Annotated in this window: 13 protein-coding genes; 7 read left to right on the plus strand and 6 right to left on the minus strand. The window is 62.2% G+C overall.

Annotated features, from left to right (window positions below):
* Positions 1 to 2: 2 nt before the first annotated feature.
* From OKC28_RS19530 to OKC28_RS19545, 4 genes are read right to left on the minus strand one after another with little or no spacing between them, the layout of a single operon-like run.
* A complete protein-coding gene (locus OKC28_RS19530) occupies positions 3 to 779 on the minus strand; it encodes an ABC transporter permease (protein WP_021139918.1) in 777 nt (258 codons plus the stop codon).
* A complete protein-coding gene (locus OKC28_RS19535; RefSeq protein ID WP_021139919.1) occupies positions 772 to 1,668 on the minus strand; it encodes an ABC transporter permease in 897 nt (298 codons plus the stop codon). The genes OKC28_RS19530 and OKC28_RS19535 overlap by 8 nt, the downstream gene beginning before the upstream one ends.
* A complete protein-coding gene (locus tag OKC28_RS19540; protein WP_021139920.1) occupies positions 1,668 to 2,501 on the minus strand; it encodes an alkaline phosphatase family protein in 834 nt (277 codons plus the stop codon). The genes OKC28_RS19535 and OKC28_RS19540 overlap by 1 nt, the downstream gene beginning before the upstream one ends.
* Positions 2,502 to 2,510: 9 nt before the next feature.
* Entirely contained in the window at positions 2,511 to 3,557 is a 1,047-nt protein-coding gene (locus tag OKC28_RS19545) for an ABC transporter substrate-binding protein (protein ID WP_021139921.1), read from the minus strand.
* Between the two features lie 232 nt (positions 3,558 to 3,789).
* Here OKC28_RS19545 and OKC28_RS19550 point away from each other — a divergent pair, with 232 nt between their 5' ends.
* Positions 3,790 to 4,554 (plus strand): UTRA domain-containing protein, encoded by a 765-nt coding sequence (locus OKC28_RS19550; protein ID WP_021139922.1) that lies wholly within the window; start codon positions 3,790 to 3,792, stop codon positions 4,552 to 4,554.
* A gap of 142 nt (positions 4,555 to 4,696) precedes the next feature.
* On the opposite strand, the gene OKC28_RS19555 is transcribed toward OKC28_RS19550, so the two are convergent.
* Together OKC28_RS19555 and OKC28_RS19560 are read right to left on the minus strand one after the other, a co-directional pair.
* Positions 4,697 to 5,461, minus strand: coding sequence for a helix-turn-helix domain-containing protein (locus tag OKC28_RS19555; protein ID WP_021139923.1), 765 nt, complete (start codon positions 5,459 to 5,461; stop codon positions 4,697 to 4,699).
* Positions 5,462 to 5,900: 439 nt separating this feature from the next.
* Positions 5,901 to 6,815 carry a LysR family transcriptional regulator gene (locus tag OKC28_RS19560; protein WP_017411874.1) on the minus strand — a complete coding sequence of 305 codons (915 nt, stop codon included), beginning with the start codon at positions 6,813 to 6,815 and terminating at the stop codon, positions 5,901 to 5,903.
* A gap of 257 nt (positions 6,816 to 7,072) precedes the next feature.
* Here OKC28_RS19560 and OKC28_RS19565 point away from each other — a divergent pair, with 257 nt between their 5' ends.
* From OKC28_RS19565 to recD, 6 genes are all read left to right on the plus strand, one after another.
* A complete protein-coding gene (locus tag OKC28_RS19565; RefSeq protein ID WP_034523965.1) occupies positions 7,073 to 7,405 on the plus strand; it encodes a hypothetical protein in 333 nt (110 codons plus the stop codon).
* 30 nt (positions 7,406 to 7,435) lie between these two features.
* A complete protein-coding gene (locus OKC28_RS19570) occupies positions 7,436 to 8,122 on the plus strand; it encodes a pirin family protein (RefSeq protein ID WP_256686085.1) in 687 nt (228 codons plus the stop codon).
* Between the two features lie 40 nt (positions 8,123 to 8,162).
* Entirely contained in the window at positions 8,163 to 8,555 is a 393-nt protein-coding gene (locus OKC28_RS19575; RefSeq protein WP_005316605.1) for a DoxX family protein, read from the plus strand.
* Positions 8,556 to 8,790: 235 nt separating this feature from the next.
* On the plus strand, positions 8,791 to 12,195 hold the full coding sequence (gene recC, locus OKC28_RS19580) for an exodeoxyribonuclease V subunit gamma (protein ID WP_256686083.1): 3,405 nt from the start codon (positions 8,791 to 8,793) through the stop codon (positions 12,193 to 12,195).
* Complete coding sequence (recB, locus tag OKC28_RS19585; RefSeq protein ID WP_256686081.1) at positions 12,195 to 15,815, plus strand: exodeoxyribonuclease V subunit beta; 3,621 nt, start codon at positions 12,195 to 12,197, stop codon at positions 15,813 to 15,815. The genes recC and recB overlap by 1 nt, the downstream gene beginning before the upstream one ends.
* On the plus strand, positions 15,812 to 17,902 hold the full coding sequence (gene recD, locus OKC28_RS19590; protein ID WP_270690993.1) for an exodeoxyribonuclease V subunit alpha: 2,091 nt from the start codon (positions 15,812 to 15,814) through the stop codon (positions 17,900 to 17,902). The genes recB and recD overlap by 4 nt, the downstream gene beginning before the upstream one ends.
* Positions 17,903 to 18,042 lie beyond the last annotated feature (140 nt).

Raw genomic sequence — 18,042 nt, forward strand, 5'->3', positions numbered from 1 at the left:
GATCACCGATGGAATCTGTTCGCCGCCCAGGTGAGCAGCAGGGTCAGCAGGAAGTAGCTCATCACCAGCGCGCTGGTGAAGTGGCCCGAGGTGGCGCGCATGTTGTAGAGATAGACCTGCAGGGTTTCGTAACGGGTGCCCACCAGCATGTTGGCAAACACGAACTCACCAAGCAGGAAGGAGAGGGAGAGAAACAGCGCCGCCAGCAGCCCCTTGCGCAGATTTGGCAGCACCACCAGGGCGAAGGCGCGTGTGCTGCTTGCCCCCAGTAGGTGGGCGGCATCCATCAGATCCCGGAGCGGCACGCCCTGCAAGCTGTTGGCCAGCGCCCGATACATAAAGGGGAGCACCACCGTGAACCAGGTGCCTACCAGGATCCAGGGCGTACCGATAATCGGTAGCGGGCCGTCGGCGTAGATCTGCAGCAACCCCACCGAGGAGACCACGGGCGGCACCGCAAAGGGGAGCAGGATCAGCAGGTTCATCCAGGGATCCAGCTTGGGGAAGTAGTAGGCCACCACCAGCACGGTCGGGACCAGCACCAGGGTGCCCAGCAGCAGGGTAGCGAAGCAGACAAACAGGCTGCGGCCGAAGGCAGCCAGGAAGCGCGGATCCCCCCACAGTTGCAGATACCACTCCAGCGTGAAGCCGTCTGGCAGCAGAGTCGCCCCCCAGCGGGTGGAGAGGGAGTAGAGCAGGGTCGCCAGCAGTGGCAGCAGCAGGGTTGCTACCAGGATGCTCAGCACCCAGCGTGGCCAGCTTGGTTGGAGTTCACTCATGGGAATTTCCCTTCGCATGGTAGCTGCGCTTGAGCAGCCATTGATTTGCCGCCGTCACCACCCCCAGCAGCACCATCAGGATCACCGCCAGCGCCGCCGCCAGATTGGGTTCGAGGAAGATGTCGCCGGAGACCAGACTGGCCACCCGTATGGTCACCAGGTTGAAGTTGCCCGTGGTGAGGGCATAGGCCGAGGCATAGGCTCCCACTGCATTGGCAAACAGTATGATGAGAGTACCGAGCAGTGCTGGCGTCAGCACCGGCAGCGCCACGTGCCACACATACTGCCTCTTGCTGGCCCCCAGCAGGGCGGCGGCCTGGGGCCAGTCATCCTGCAGTGCATCGAACGCCGGGTAGAGCAGCAGCAGGGCGAGGGGGATCTGGAAATAGGTGTAGATGAGGATGAGACCAGCCCCTGAGTAGAGGTTGAAACCGTCGATCCAGCCCCAGGATTTGAGCAGCAGTGTGATGGCGCCGTTGATGCCGAGAATGATGATGAAGGCGAACGCCAGCGGCACACCGCTGAAGTTGCTGGTCATGGTGACAAACGCCAGCAGGGCTCGCTTGACCCGCTCACCGCTCTGGCGCAGTGCCGCTGCCCCCAGGGTGCCGATGGCAAGCCCTGCCAGGCTGGCGATACCGGCGATGCGCAGCGAATTGGTGAAGGATTGCAGGTAGAAGGGGGAGCTCAGGATCTCCCGGTAATGATCCAGGCCCCAGCCTTCTGGGGTTTGAAAGCTGCCCACCAGTACCCACACCATGGGGGCGAGCTGGAACAGTATCATCAAGAGGAAAAACGGCAGCAGTACCAGCGCAGGCAGCCAGTGGCGACGGGCTTGACGCGGGATCACGGCTTGATCCGGCAGGATCCTTGTGGCGGCAGAGATCATCAGTGCACCTCGCGCAGGCAGGCAGCCTTGAGCAGCGGCAGGCCGCTAGGCTTGTCATGGGCAACGCCAAGCAAGTCGGCCATCAGGCCGCAGAGCTGGGTTTGTTGCAAGGCAGGTCCGGCAGGCCACTGAGCCACAAAGGCATCGCCAAACAGCCAGAGCGGCACAGTGCGCTCCTCGGGCAAGGTGCCGCCGTGGCTCAAGTCGTTGTTCATGCCGTGATCCGAGGTCACCAGTACCTGGTAGCCTTCCCCCAGCCACTGGGGCAGCAGATCGGCCAGCAGGCTGTCCATGCGGCGCGCCTGGTTGCGGTACTGGCACGAGTCCAGGCCAAACTTGTGACCCGCATCGTCCACTCCCATGGGGTGGATCAACAGAAAATCGGGGTCATGCTGGGTTCTGAGCCACTCCCCATCCATCAGCAGATGGCTGTCGGGGTAGCTGTCATCCCAGTAGAAGCAGCCGTGCTGGATAGGCAGCTGTTCGTCATGGGTATAGCGATCCCGCAGCGCCAGCCAGGGGCTGTGGTTGTAAAGTTCGCTCACCCAGTAATAGGCCGCGGCTGCCGTGCGTTTGCCGCCGGCTCGGGCGAGATGGAAGATGGATTCATGCTGGCTCAAGCGACTGACACCGTTGTGGGTGATGCCGCTGGCCACTGGCGGTACGCCGGTCAGGATGCACTCGTAGAGCGGCCGGGAGAGGGAGGGAAGGGCACAGCTCAGGGTCGTATACAAGCCGCGCTCTGCCTCCACCATGCCTGTGAGGTAGCCCATTGTGTGGGCTACCTCGGCAGACAGGCCATCCACAAGTACCACTATCACCTTGTGTTGCACTGGATACCCTTACTGCATGTTGATCATGACGGTTTCCTGCCACTGGCGCGGCAGGGCCTTGGAGCTCTGCTCCCAAGCTGCATGATCCTGCACCGGTTTGGCATTGGCATACTGCTCGGCAGGCAACAGCTTGGCTTTCACGTCATCCGGCAATACCACATTGCTGCGGATGGGACGGGCGTAGCCACGGGCCAGGTTGATTTGACCTGCGTCTGAGAGGATGTATTCCCGCGCCAGCTTGGCGGCGTTGGGGTTCTTGGCCCACTTGTTGATGATGGTGGTGTAGCCGGCGATGACGGAGCCGTCGCTCGGGATAACCACATCAAACTTCTTGGGGTCTATCTTGTCGCGGTAGTTGAGCGCGTTGAAGTCCCACAGCACGCCCACTTCCACTTCGCCCTTCTCGATATTGGCGATGGAAGGGTCGTTCAGGGAGAGGCGTCCCTGTTTGGCCAGCTGGCCGAACAGCTCGAGCGCGGGTTTCAGGTTTTTCTCGCTGCCGCCGGTGGCATAGGCCGCCGCCAGCACGCCGTTGTTGGCCTGGGAAGCGACGCCCACATCACCCAGGGTCACCTTGTAGTCACCGCCGAGCAGGGATTGCCAGCTGGTGGGGGCGGCCTTGACCAGGTCCTTGTTGATCAGGAAGGCGATGGTGCCGGTATAGGCCAGCATCCAGTGACCGTCCGCATCCTTGGCCCAGTTTGGAATGTCTGCCCAGGTGGAGGGTTTGTAAGGCTGGGTAACCCCCTGCTTGACCGCGACCGGACCGAAGGCACCGCCCACGTCACCGATATCGGCGGTGGCGTTGGCCTTCTCGGCGGCGAACTTGGCGATCTCCTGGGCCGAGCTCATGTCGGTATCCTGATGCTTGATGCCGTAGATGCTGCCCAGTTGCTGCCAGGTGTCCTTCCAGTTGGCCCAGCTGTCGGGCATGCCGATGCTGTGGAGCTGGCCTTCGCCGCGGGCGGCCTTCTCAAGATCCGCGATATTTTCGGCTGCAAAAAGTGGTTGGCTGATGGCCACCAGGGCCAGTGCACTTGCGATCACGCTTTTCATCATCCCATCCCTCTGGACTAGGTCAGTTAAGGTTCGAGAGGGATGCTAGAGGGGGAATATGACGGTGGCGGGGCGTTTTGATGGCAGTTTGATGACAATTGGGCTGTCACGGCACTGTCATCCAGACGGGTTACAACTCAGGGCCAATAGACGCTGGTCTACTCCAGCGGTGAACAAACCTGAATGACTAAGGGATGTGACAGTGACTGAGTTGCGATTGAGCGAGCAGGGTATGGCCGCTGGCCGGAGCCCCTCCAAGTGTGAACAGATTTGCCAGACCCTGCGCCGCTATATCGGCAGCGGCCAGCTGGCGGCGGGGCAGCAGCTGCCCGCCGAACGGGCCTTGAGCGAGCGCTTCGCCACCACCCGCATCACCATCAAGGAGGCACTGTCGAGCCTGGAGGCGGATGGCCTTATCTACCGGGCCGAGCGGCGCGGCTGGTTCGTGGCACCGCCCAGACTTACCTATGATCCCGCCATCCATACCCATTTCCACCAGTGGATCGGCGAGCAGCAGCGAATCGCCGAGACCCGGGTGCTGGCCCACGGCAGCGCCCTGGCCAGCAGCGAGTTATGTCACTGGATGGGGCTGGATCCCTTCACGCCGCTTTACGAGATCCGCCGCTTGCGCCTGATCGACGATCGTCCTGTGCTCCACGTCAGCCACCATCTGCTGGCCAGTCGCTTTCCCGATATCGCCAGTGCGCCGCTGGCCAGCTCCCTCACCGAGCTTTATCAGCAGCGCTATGGCATAGGCCAGGGCGGGGCCAGCCTCGAGATCACTCCCTCGGCGGCGCGGGGCGCTATAGCCCGCTCCCTCAATCTGGCGGAAGGGAGCCCTGTGCTGCGGCTGGTACGGGTCAACTATGACGAGAGAGGGGGGCTGGTGGATTGCGATATTGAACACTGGCGGCCGGATGCCATACGTATCTGTCTGGATACGCGGGCGTTGCAGCCGGTCGCAGGCAGATCGCAGACAGTTCAACTCACAGACTAAAGGGGCGCCAGAGCACAGACGGGCACAGTGGCCATCCGTATCTGTCTGGATATGCGAGTGTTGCGGATAATGGCAGCAAGACGGTCTGAATTGCCGCTATCAAGCTGATCAAATCAGACGGATCCCGCAGGATCCGCCGGGATCAGTTGTCGATATTGGGTATCAGATCGTCGAAGCTCTGATAACCGCAGTCCGCCAGCTGCAGCGACATTGTGTAGGTCTTGCTGCCCTCCCGCTGGCCTATGGCGGGGCGGTTGAGCTTGAGCTCCTGATGCCAGTACTCCTTCATCCGCTCGATCAGTGCCATGGCCTCGCTCTCGTCCAGATGAAGCTGGCACAGCGCCATGTAGTTGTTGGACTTGTGCATGTTCTCCACCAGATAGTCCCCTAGCACCGACATGGCTTGGCGCGCCTGCTGGCGGGCGAAGCGGCTGTGCTGCTCGAAGCTGATGCGCTCGCTGATGAGGAAGTGGTAGCTGTTGTCGATGCCGAGCTGCAAGATGCCGAGCTTCTCCAGTTTGCGCAGGTAGAGGTAGCAGGAGGCATCGGTCAGGCTGTACTCCCGCTTGAGATCGATCAGGGTCTTGTCGCGCCAGAAGATGTTGGCGAGAAAGGCGTAAAGCCCCGGCTCCTTGTGAAACGCCTCGTCCTGCTCCTGGGTGAAGACGGCCCGGCGGCTCTGAGCATCCTGGGTGCGATCCAGCAGCTCCTCGAACGAGAGCCCCACCAGGTGGCAGATCTCCAGCAGAGTATCGAACGGCAGGGAGGGCTTGTTCATCATGCGTTTGACGGTGGCGATGGAGACGCCCATGGCTTCTGCCAGGGTCTGATAGCGGATCCCCTTGTCGGTCAGGGTCTTCTTCAGGGTGTCGAGAATATTGTTGGCCAGGGTCTGGCTGTAGGTCATGCAACTATTCCTTTATCTGCATCTTTATGTTGTGTCAGAAACTGAGTTCTTTTCTGGTTATGGGCTCAGATATTGACACTTAAAAAAACCAGAGGAAATAAACCCGTTGAAAACGATTGAAATGGCCAGACCAGTTAGCGATGAAGGTTGCAGATAGTGATACTCAGCGGTGCATATCCTTCAACCGTTCAACATTTTACTGGTGATGCATAAAACATCGCGCATAATTCAAAACGAATCGGATTCAAGACCTTCCTGGTTGAGAAAACGATTGCTTGCTTCCAATTTAAGGGTTTTTTAAACCGCAAGGTTTTTATTCTTTCCTGGCATTGAGCGGAACTCGCAAGAGGTCCGCTTTTTTTCTTTTCCCCGAATTTGAGCCCGCCGTCAAGCAGAGGAGATCGCCGCCTCCATTTGTCATGCTGAGTGTTCCCCCCTCTTACTCTCCCTTGCAGGGAAACAGTTTGGGGATCTCCCGCACCAGCCAGCTCTTGGCCTTGCCCATGGTATCGCGGCGCCAGGCCAGCACGACCTGGATCTGGTGACGATATTCGGGGCTGATCACCTTGAGCCGACCGGCCTTGATGTCCTCTTCTATCCAGCTCAGTGGCATGGTGCCGACGCCTATTCCCGCCAGCAGGGCGTCACGCTTCTCTGTCATTGTGCTGACGGTGAGGCGTGGCTGTTTGTCGAGCAGGCGATAGGTGAGCACGGGTTTGCGCAGTGCAGAGTCGGCTACCGCTATGGCGCGGTAGCGGCGCAGCGTCTCGTCCGCCAGGGGCTCGGGTTCCCGGTGCAGCGGGTGATCCGGGTGGGCGACATAGAGCATCACCTCTTCCTGCAGCGCCTGATGCTTGATGCCGGTCATCATGATGTCAGGGTTGAGAGAGGAGATGAGCAGGTCTGCGCGGCCATCTTCCAGACACTCCCAGCTGCCCGCCAGCACTTCGGCGCGAAACCTCAATCGGGTATCCGTCAGCTCGGCCAGTCTTTCAACCAGGGGATAGAGCGCCTGCACCGGCACCAGGGCATCAACGGCTATGGTGATGTCGGTTTCCCAGCCCCGGGCCAGCGCCCGGGTTTCGCCCACCAGATGTTCGGCTGCCTCCAGCAGTACCCGGCCCCGCTCCAGCAGCATGCGGCCGGCCGGGGTGAACTTGGTTCTGTGGCCGCTGCGATCAAACAGCATGGCGTCCAGCTCGTCTTCCAGCTTCTGTACCGTGTAGCTCAGCGCCGAGGGGACCTTGCCCAGCTCGTCTGCGGCCGCCGCGAAGCTGCCGCGGCGATCGATGGCATCCAGCACCCGGATCGCCTCCAGGGTCAGCGCCCGTTCCTTGTTCGATTCCTTGGCCATTTCATACCTTCAATTTTTTTGAACATGTTTGCCAGTTTATCTCGCTAACAACTTAGGCCAAGTCACTTTAATATTCAATCAACGCTTAGGCAGGAAGGCCGAGCGGCCAAATAAAAGGTAGTTCCGGGCTGTGATATCGTAAATCAGGATGTCTGACTTCGGTGAAAGAACAACACACTATTTGAATAACCTCTTGCACGGATGCATTGATTCTGGCCAAACCGGCCCAGGCAATGACACAAATACCAAGAGAGTAAATTAACATGAAAAACGTAATCAAGATGTTGGCCGTTGCAGGCCTGATGACCGCAAGTTTTGCACAGGCTTCTGTGCCTGCCGACCTCAATGCCGCACCGGGCGTGCTGTTTGTAAACTGGCATGCAACCGCTGCGATGGATGGCAAGGCCAACCCCATGCTGGAAGTGCGCGATGAGTCCGGTGATCTGGTTGCCTCTGTCCACGCCAATCTGATGGGCGCTCAGCAGGTGAAGATACCAAGCCGCACTCAGGGCAACCTGACCGTCAGCCTGGGTGACCAGAGCAGTGACTACCGCATCCCGTTCGGTCTGGGTGACGGCCGCCAACGTTAATCGACCTATCTGGTACGTGAGGAGCACACCATGATGCAATTGAGAGCCGCAGAAGCGCGCGGCAAGGCCAACTTCGGCTGGCTGGATGCGCGCCACAGTTTTTCGTTCGGGCACTACTATGACCCGGACTGGATGGGACACTCGGTGCTGCGGGTCATCAACCAGGATCTGGTGTCACCCGGTGGCGGCTTCGCCACTCATCCTCACGCCAACATGGAAATCCTGACCTGCGTGCTGAGCGGCACCATAGAGCACAAGGACAGCCTCGGCCACGCCGAGCAGATACCGGCAGGGGATTTCCAGCTGATGAGCGCAGGGTCCGGCATCCGGCACAGCGAGTACAACCCCTCGCAGACGGAGCCGCTCTCCCTGTTGCAAATCTGGATCGAGCCGAACGAACACGGCACGGCCCCCGGTTATCAGCAGAAGAAGATTGAAGCCAACCCGGGATTGACCCTGGTGGCGTCTCCGGATGGCGAAGCAGGATCCTTCAGGATCCGCCAGCAGGCCCGCGTATGGCAGTTGCAGCTCGAACCCGGTGAGAGTCTCACCTGGGCGCTGGCTGGCCGACACGGTTACCTGCAGATGATTTCAGGGGCGCTGACCGCCAACGGTCTGGCTGCCCGACCTGGCGACGGGGTACTCAGTCGTGATGAACCCAAATGGGATCTGGTGGCAACGAGTGCCAGCCAAGCCCTGTTATTTGACCTACCCTGAAGCAGTCAGCGGTGATTTGACGTAAAACGAGGAATTTGAAATGGACAAGATGAAAGATATGGCACTGCTGGTGGGTCGTGTACTGCTGGCGCTGATGTTTGTGATGGCAGGCTGGAGCAAGATCGGCGGTTATGCCGGTACTCAGGGTTATATGGAAGCCATGGGCGTGCCCGGGTTCATGTTGCCGCTGGTGATCTTGCTTGAGCTGGGTGGTGGTCTGGCAGTGGTCTTGGGCCTGTTTACCCGCAGCATCGCCGTATTGCTGGCCGGTTTTACCCTGATGGCCGCCTTTATTTTCCACTATCAGCCAGCGGATCAGATGCAGATGTTGATGTTTATGAAGAACGTCTCGGTGGCCGGTGGTTTCCTGGCCCTGGCGGCGGCCGGTGCAGGGGCGTTCAGTCTGGATGCCCGCCTCGGCAAGAATTGGTAATACCCTGAAGGTTCAAGTTTTCCAACGCCTTTTAGCCGGTGCAACTGCACCGGTTTTTTTGTGCCCGGGACAAATGTGCGACCGCCCGCATATTCTGCCGCCGGCGCCATCAGGGGCAACAAGCGCCTTTTGCATCTTCCCCCTCGATCCCTGACAATCTCATTTCGTGTGAAGTGACGGGAATCGCTCATCTTTTTCCGTGCTCACCCCTCGTTTGAATTGGCGGGAGTCGTCCATGTTTACCCTTTACCACTCCAATCAGCTGGATCTGCTCAAGGAGCTGCTGGTCAACCACATCCGGCAGGCACCTCTCGCTCACCCCTTCGAGCAGGAACAGATCCTGGTGCAGAGTCCTGGCATGGCCCAGTGGCTCAAGCTGGAACTGGCCAAGGCATTCGGCATCGCCGCCAATATCGAATTTCCGCTGCCCGCCAGCTTCATCTGGGAGATGTTCACCCGGGTGCTGGCGGATGTGCCGCGCCAGAGCCCCTACAACAAGGGCGCCATGAGCTGGCAGCTGATGACCATTTTGCCCGCCCTGCTGGATCGTCCCGCCTTCGCACCGCTCGCCGCCTATCTGGGCGGTGGGGATGAGCAAGATCCTGCCGGGGATCCCGAACAGGTGCGACTGTGGCAGCTCTGCCAGAAAATTGCAGATTTGTTCGACCAGTATCTGGTCTACCGGCCTGACTGGATCGCTCGCTGGGAAGAGGGGGAAGGGCTGGTCGGAACAGGGAGCCAGGATCTGGCCGGAGTGAATGGTCAGGATTGGCAGCCGGAACTGTGGCGCGAGCTGGTGGCCCGCACCCTGGCATTGAGCCCCAGCGGCTACCACAGAGCCAACCTCTACGAGGAGTTCATCCACGAGCTGCAACGCACCCGGGATCTGCCGGGCAAGCTGCCCCAGCGGGTCTTCGTGTTCGGCATCTCGGCGCTGCCGCCGCGCTATGTGGAGGCGCTGCTGGCCCTTGGCAGCCGACCCGAGGTGGAGGTGCATCTGTTCGTCACCAATCCCTGCCGCTACTACTGGGGGGATCTGCTCGATCGCAAAACCCTGGCGCGTCTGGAGAACAAGCTCAAACCGGGCACGGACCTCGACACCCTGCAGGGGCCCGCCAACCCGCTGCTTGCCTCCATGGGCAAGCTGGGGCGTGACTATCTGCACCAGCTGATTGAGCTGGAGGTGCCACAAATCGAGGCCTTCGTCGATATCGACGAGGTGGACGCCAGTGGCAATGTCAGGCTGCTGCGCGCCATCCAGAAGGATGTGCTGGAGCTGGCTTCGCGGGGCGAGGGCCAGTTCGATCTCGACAGCAGCCACCACAAGAGCCCGATCGATCCAACGGATGGATCCCTGCAGATCCACGCCTGCCACGGCCCGATGCGGGAACTCGAAGTGCTGCACGACCGGCTGCTGGCACTGTTCGAGCAGGACCCGTCCCTCACCCCGAAAGACGTTGTGGTGATGATGCCGGATGTGAACAGCTATGGCCCCTACATTCAGGCCGTGTTTGGTGCCCGGGGGCAGATCCCCTTCGCGGTATCGGATCGGGCGGCGAGTCAGGAGAGCCCGCTGCTGCAAAGCTTCCTCGCCCTGTTGCACCTGCCGAACGCCCGCCTCGGCGCCGGCGAGCTGCTCGCCATTCTGGAGGTGCCCGCCGTGCTGCGCCGCTTCGAGCTGGATGACGACGAGTTCAACCAGCTGCGGGTCTGGGTGCAGGAGACCGGCATCCGCTGGGGGCTGGATGATGCCTACCCGGAGCGCTTTGAGCTGCCGCGCATGTCCGGCAACAGCTGGTTGTTCGGCCTGCGCCGCATGTTGCTGGGCTTTGCCATGGGGGATGGGGAGCCGGTGGCGGGCATGTCGTTCTGCGCCGATCATGGTGCAGGGCAGCAGGGCGCTGTGGCCAGCATATTGCCCTATGCCGAGATCGAAGGTCAGCAGGGCCTGGCCCTTGGCAAGCTGGCCTGGTTTGTCGACTCCCTGGCGGAGTTTCTGCCCCGTTTGCAGCGTGAGCAGAGCCTGCCCGAGTGGTCAGCCTGCCTCCTTGATTTGCTGGATCGCTTCTATCTGGCCGACGAGGAAGAAGAGCGCCTGCTGCAACTTATCCGCAGCCAGCTGGCCGACTGGCAAACCCAGCTTGGCGAGGCCCGCTTCGATCAACCCATCACCGCCGACCTGCTGCAGGATTACCTCGGCAAGGTGCTGGGGGAGTCCCGCTCCAGCCAGCGCTTCCTCGCCGGTCAGGTCAACTTCTGTACCCTGATGCCGATGCGCTCCATCCCCTTCAAGCAGGTCTGCCTGCTCGGCATGAACGACGGCGTCTACCCGCGTACTCTCGCTCCCATGGGGTTCGATTTGATGGCGGTGGCGTCGCGGCGCGGGGATCGCTCGCGCCGCGATGATGACCGCTACCTGTTCCTGGAGGCGCTGCTCAGCGCCCAGCAGGGGCTCTATATCAGCTATCAGGGCTTCAGCGCCCAGGACAACAGCGACAAGGTGCCGTCCGTCTTGCTGGCGGAGCTGATCGATTATGTACGCCAGGGCTTCGTGCTGGCGGGGGATGAGGCGCTCGACGACGAGACCTCCGGCGAGCGGCTGCTCAAGCACCTGGTGGTCGAGCACCCGCTCACCCCCTACAGCCGCAGCTACTTCTATCCGGAAGCAGAGTCCCGTCTCTTTACCTATGCCGCCGACTGGCTGCCCGCCCTCAATCCGGTGCGTGGTGCCGCCAACTTCCAGAGTGGCGAGCTGCTATTGCCGCCCGAATGGGGGAGAGAGCAGGGGCTGGAGCTGGCGGAGCTGCTGCGCTTCTATCGCCAGCCCGCCAAGTATTTCCTCAACCGCCGCCTCAAGGTGTGGTTCGAGTTGAACGAGGCCAATATCGAAGACAGCGAGCCATTCGAGCTGGACGGTCTGCAGCACTATCAGCTCAAGGCCCTGCTGCTCGATTCCCATCTGGCCCAGGGAGACAGCGCAGTACGGCGTGAGCGGTTGCAGCTCACAGGCCTGCTGCCCCAAGGCTGGTTCGGCAGCCTGCTGCTGGATGATCTGGACGCCGAGATGGGCAAGCTGGCGGAGCGCCTGCGCCCCTGGGTCAGTGAAAAACAGGCGGTGGAGATCGATATCTCCCTGGCCCAGGGCCAGCTGCAAGGGTGGATCGACACTCAGAAGGGGCGCTTGCTGGTGGTGAAACCCGGCAGCTTCAACGGCAAGGATCTGCTGCTGGGCTGGATCCAGCACCTCTGCCTCTCCCTGAGCTGTGCCCCCGGCGACACCCTGTTGTTCGACGCCAAACAGAGTCTGCGACTGCCAGCCCTCTCGGCCGACGAGGCGCGCCCCAGACTGGCGGAGCTGGTGGCGCTCTGGGCGCAGGGGATGAAGCGGCCGCTGCCGTTTTTCCCCAACACGGCTTGGGATTGGCTCAAGGCGATGGAGAAGGAGCCCGACAAACCGGATGCTGCCGACAAGGCGGCCCTCACCCGTTTCAACGGCGGCTGGATGGTGACTGGTGAGGGACAGGATGTTTATGTTGCCCGCTGTTTCCCCGAACTGGATGAAGCCGTGCTGAGCCAGTTGCAGGCGCTGGCTCGCGAGCACCTGACCCCGCTGCTCAAGACCCTGGAGGAGCTGAAATAATGGCTAACCCGCTCAATACCCTGCGCTTTCCCCTCCACGGTGAACGACTGATCGAAGCCTCTGCCGGTACCGGCAAGACCTACACCATAGCCGGTCTCTACCTGCGGTTGCTGTTGGGGCACGGCCCGCTTATCGAAGAGGGGGCGGATGCCGGTCAGCCCAGCGCCCACGAACGGCCGCTCTCTGTGACCGAGATCCTGGTGGTGACCTTTACCGAGGCTGCCACCGCCGAGCTGCGCGGGCGGATCCGCGCCCGCATCCACGAGGCGCGCCTCGCGTTTTTGCGTGGTGAGAGCAAGGATGTGCTGCTGACCCAGCTGCTTGAAGAGGTGGAGGATCACGAACTGGCGGCCCGTCGCCTGCTGGCCGCCGAACGGCAGATGGACGAGGCGGCTGTCTTTACCATCCACGGCTTCTGCCAGCGGATGCTCACGCAGAATGCCTTCGAGTCGGGCGCCCTCTTTGAAACCGAATTTCTCACCGATGACAGCCAGCTCAGGCTGCAGGCGGTGAGCGACTACTGGCGCGCCGAGTTCTATCCGGTGGATAAAACCCTCGCCAGCTCGGTGCGCGCGCTCTGGCCGAGCCCCGCCGCCCTGCTGCGGGAGATGAGCAGCTGGCTCGACAACAGCGAGCTGGAGATACTGCCTGCGCTGGGGGATGAGACCCTTGCCGCTCGTCATCAGGCGGCCATGGCCCGCATCGAGGCGGTGAAGAGTGAATGGCTGGCGCAGACGGACGAGATCCGCCGCCAGACGGATGGGCAAGTAAGCCGCTACACCGGCAAGAACTACGAAGGCTGGCTTGCCAAGATAGCTGACTGGGCGCAAGACGAGGCCAGTGGCTACGCCATCCCCAAGGAGCTGGAGCGCTTTGGCCAGACGGTGCTGGAGGAGAACCTCAAGAAGGGGGGCGCAGTGCCGACCCTGCCGCTGTTCAGCGAGATCGACGAACTGCTGGCGAGCCGCCCCGGTATTCGTGACCTTATCCTGCAACGGGCGGCCAGGGTGGTGCGCAGCCGGATGCAGGCCAGCAAGCGCCAAGCCCATCAGCTCTCCTTCGATGACCTGCTCAAGGATCTCGACGGCGCGCTCGGCTCCAGCCTGGGCGAGCGGCTCTGCGATCGCATTCGCGCCACCTATCGGGTGGCGATGATCGATGAATTTCAGGATACCGACCCCCAGCAGTACCGCATCTTCCACCGTCTTTACGGCGGCCACAAAGACACTGCGCTCTTGATGATTGGTGACCCCAAGCAGGCCATCTACGGCTTTCGCGGCGCCGACATCTTTACCTACATTCAGGCGCGGCGAAATGTGAGCGCCCACTACACCCTGGGGCGCAACTGGCGCTCCAGCAGTGCGCTGGTGGGGGCGGTCAACGGCCTGTTCGAGCGGGCCAAGGATCCCTTTATCTACGAAGCGGATATCCCCTTCCTGCCGGTGGAGGCGCAGGGCAAGAGCAAGGCGCTTGTTCTCGATGGCGCCACCGCCCCTGTACTGCACTGCTGGCAGCTGAGCGGCCAGCCCACCTTCAATCGGGGGGATTACCAGAGCAAGATGGCGCGCGCTACCGCCGCCGAGATCCACCGCCTGCTGACCCTCGCCCGCGAAGGCAAGGCAAAGATAGGTGATCAGGCGGTGAAGGCGGGGGATATCGCCGTGCTGGTACGTACCGGTGCCGAGGGCAAGCTGGTGCAGCAGGAGCTGGCGCGCCTCGCCATCGCCTCCGTCTATCTGTCGAATCGCGAGAGCGTGCTGGAGCAGGTGGAGGCGCGGGAGATTTTGCTGATTTTACACGCCTGCCAGAACCCGAGCGAAGAGAGGAGCCTGCGGGCGGCGCTCGCCACCGGGCTGTTTGATCTGGATGCCAAAGCGCTCGATGCGCTGGCCTCGGACGAGCGGGCGTGGGAGAGCGCAGTGCAGGAGTTTATGGAGTACCGCAAGATCTGGCACCGCCGCGGCGTGCTGGCCATGCTGCGGGCCCTGCTGCACAGGCGCAATCTCGCCTCCTCCCTGCTGGCGAGCCCCTATGGGGAGCGGCGGCTGACCAACTTCCTCCATCTGGCTGAGCTGCTGCAACAGGTGAGCAGCGAGCTGGATGGGGAATATGCCTTGCTGCGCTGGCTGGGGGAGGCGGTGAGCCGCCCGAGCGGCCAGGATGCGGAACAGGTACTGCGGCTCGAATCCGAGCGCAAATTGGTGCAGATCGTCACCATCCACAAATCCAAGGGGCTGGAGTACCCGCTGGTGTTCCTGCCCTTTATCTGCAGCCACAGAACCGCCGAGACCCCGCTCTATCACGAGGCGGACGAGGTGGGCAATCGCACCATTCTCGATCTGACCGGCGCCGAGGGCTCCTTGGCGGAAGCGGACAAAGAGCGCCTCGCCGAAGATTTGCGACTGCTCTACGTGGCGCTGACCCGGGGCGTCTACGCCACCTGGCTGGGGCTGGCACCGGTGCGGGCCGGTAACGGCAAATCGGAGAAGACAGACCTGCACCACACCGCCATCGGCTATCTGCTGCAAAAGGGCGAAGAGGGGGATGCCGAGACACTGGCGATCGCCCTGACCGAGCTGTCGCAGGCGCTGCCCGGGGTAGCTGTCGGTGAGCCCTCGCTCACCCGTCCCGCCCCGCTGCCAGTGGAGCAGGAGCAGCTTGGCGAGCCGCAGGTGCGCCACTTTAGCGGGTCCCTTGAGCGGGACTGGTGGATCAGCTCCTACTCGGGTCTGGCGGCGCAAGGAAATGGTCACAGCAAGGGCGTGCTCGCCAATCCCGGCTTCGATGACGAGGTAGCCACAGAGTCGGCGAGCGCGGCTGCCTTGCTGGCCGAGTCGGGGGAGGTGGCTGCGCCTGAGCCCTCCATCTTCACCTTCCCGAAGGGGGCACGCCCCGGCACCCTGCTCCACAGTCTGTTCGAAACCATCGATTTTCAGAGCGCCGGTGGCGAGTCGCTGGCGCACCATATCGCTGCCCTGCTGGCGCAAGATGGCTTCGACGAGGACTGGGCGCCCGTGCTGCAACAGCAGGTGGAGGCGGTGCTCGATACCCCGCTGGATACCGGCTTTGGCGAGCCGGTGCGACTGCGGGATCTGGCGCCCGAGCGCAAACAGGTGGAGCTGGAGTTCTTCCTGCCCATGGGGCGGGTGACGGCACCGGCGCTGACCGCGCTCTGCCAGCAGCACGACCCGCTATCGCGGGGCAACAAGCCGCTGAGCTTTGCCACAGTGCAGGGGATGCTCAAAGGCTTTATCGATCTGGTGTTCGAGTGGCAGGGGCGCTGGTATCTGCTCGACTACAAATCAAACCACCTCGGCATGAGCCCCGCCGATTACAGCCGTCCGGCGCTGGAGCAGGCGATGGCGGAACATCGCTACGACCTGCAATACCAGCTCTATTCGCTGGCGCTGCACCGGCTGCTTACCCTGCGCCTGCCGGGCTATGACTTCGAGCAGCATTTTGGCGGTGTCTTCTATCTGTTCCTGCGCGGCATGCCGCAAGGGGGCATTTTCCATACCCGCCCGAGCCATGAACTGGTACTGGGGCTGGATCGGTTGTTTAGCGCAGGCAGTGAGCCGCCAGCAGCGGGATCCCACTCATTGAACGAGGTAGAGGCATGAGCGACACCATGATCAGCACGGCGACCAGCGCCATCATGATCGAACGGTTGAAAGCACTGGCGCTGACGGGGCGCATTCGCCAGCTGGATCTGCAATTTGCCAAGCTGGTGGCCGATCTTGGCGGCAGCCCCGAGCTGGTGCTGGGGGCTGCGCTCACCTGCTTCGAGCTGGGGCGCGGCCATGTCTGTCTGCCGCTGGAGATGCTGGCGCATTCCGGTAACGAAAAGGGATCCTTGCGCCCGTTCGGGCTGGATCCCCAGCAGAGCCGGGATCTGCTGCTGGATCTGGCGGATCCTGCCCGCTGGCCCGCCCTGTTTGCGGCCAGCCCCCTGGTTGGTACGGAACAGGATGAGGGGATCGCCCCGCGCTGGCCGCTGCGGCTCTGGCACGGGCGGCTCTACCTCACCCGCTACCACGACTTTGAGCTGGGGGTGGCCCGCCATCTGCGCGCCCTGAGTGAACGCGCCGAATGGCCCGAGATAGCTCCGGCCCTGTCGCGGCTGTTTGCCCGCGACTACGGGCTGGTGTTCGGGGCGCTGCTCAAAGCCCGCCTCGCCCCCGACTTCTCGGCCCGCCACTTTATCGAGAAGTATCTCGATCTGGTATTCCCCCATGAAGTGGATTGGCCCGCCATCGAGGCACTGCTGGCCAGCGCCCAGGCGGCGAGCGACCTTGGCAAGCTGGATGCGCTGGTGCCCGAAGCGCTCTGCTGCAACGGCCAGAAGCTGGCGGCGGCCACTGCGGCGGCGCGCCCCTTTGCGGTGATCTCCGGCGGCCCCGGCACCGGCAAGACCACGACTGTGGCGAAGCTCTTGGCCATTCTGGTGGAGACCGGCCTGCAAGCAGGCAAGGCCCCGGCGATCCGGCTGGTGGCCCCCACCGGCAAGGCGGCGGCGCGTCTCACCGAGAGTATCGGCTCTGCCTTGCAGGCTCTCGATCTGCCCCCCGAGTGGGTCGAAGCGATCCCCACCGAAGCGGGCACCCTGCACCGGCTGCTCGGGGTCATTCCGGGTCGCAGCCAGTTCCGCCACCACGCGGGCAACCCGCTACACCTCGACTTGCTGGTGGTGGATGAGGCCTCCATGGTCGATTTGCCGATGATGGCGCGCCTGCTCGATGCGTTGCCGAGCCACGCCCGCCTGATCCTGCTCGGCGACAAGGATCAGCTCGCCTCGGTGGAGGCGGGGGCCGTGCTCGGCGATATCTGCAGCTTTATCGAACAGGGCATCAGCCCGGCGCAGGCGGACTGGCTCTCCCGCCAGACCGGCTACCGCTTGCAGGGCACGCCTGCCGGTGCACCGGTACGTGACAGCCTCTGCCTGCTGGCCAAGAGCTGGCGCTTTGATCAGCACTCCGGCATAGGTCAGCTGGCGCGGGCCTGCAACGGCGGCGATGCCACGGCGGTGGAATCAGTCTGGGGCATGGGCTTTGGCGATATCAGCCTGCACCCCTGGGCCAGGGAGGCTTACGACGCCCTGATTGCCCAGGGGGTTACCGGTTATGGCAGCTATCTGAAGGCGGCCCGCGCAGGGAAAGAGCCCGCCGCCGTGTTCAAGGCATTCAACAGCTTCCAGATCCTCTGTGCCCTGCGCGATGGCCCGTTCGGGGTGCTCGGGCTAAACGAGCGGCTCGAACTGGCCCTGTCAGGGGCCGGGCTGATTGCACGCGATGGCGACTGGTATGCCGGTCGCCCTGTGATGGTGGTGCGCAACGATCACGGGGTCGGCCTCTACAACGGCGATATGGGGCTCTGCCTGCCGGATGAAAGTGGCCGTTTAAAGGTATGGTTTGAGCTGCCGGACGGCACTTTGCGGGCGCTTTTGCCCAGCCGCCTGCCGCCCCACGAGACGGTCTACGCCATGACCATCCACAAGTCCCAGGGCTCGGAGTTTGCCCATACCGTGCTGGTGCTGCCCGACAGCCCCAGCCCGCTGCTGACCCGCGAGCTGGTCTATACCGGCATCACCCGCGCCAAGGCGCGGCTCGATCTCTACGGCGACCGCGCCCTGCTGGCACAAGCGGTGCGGAAAAAGACCGAGCGTTATTCGGGATTGGCAGAGAGGTTGGGGAATAGCAACCATGAATGATGAGCAATAATCTTTATCTGACTGAAACAGGGATATGTTATGGCATTAGATTTAAGTAGAACGCTAGGGAAGGTGCGAATAAGTCACCAAACATAAAAATGCGCCTTTGTAAGTATTTGAATTTAATAAACTAATTTTTT

Source organism: Aeromonas sp. D3 (genome assembly GCF_027705025.1).
Taxonomy (GTDB): Bacteria; Pseudomonadota; Gammaproteobacteria; order Enterobacterales; family Aeromonadaceae; genus Aeromonas; species Aeromonas salmonicida.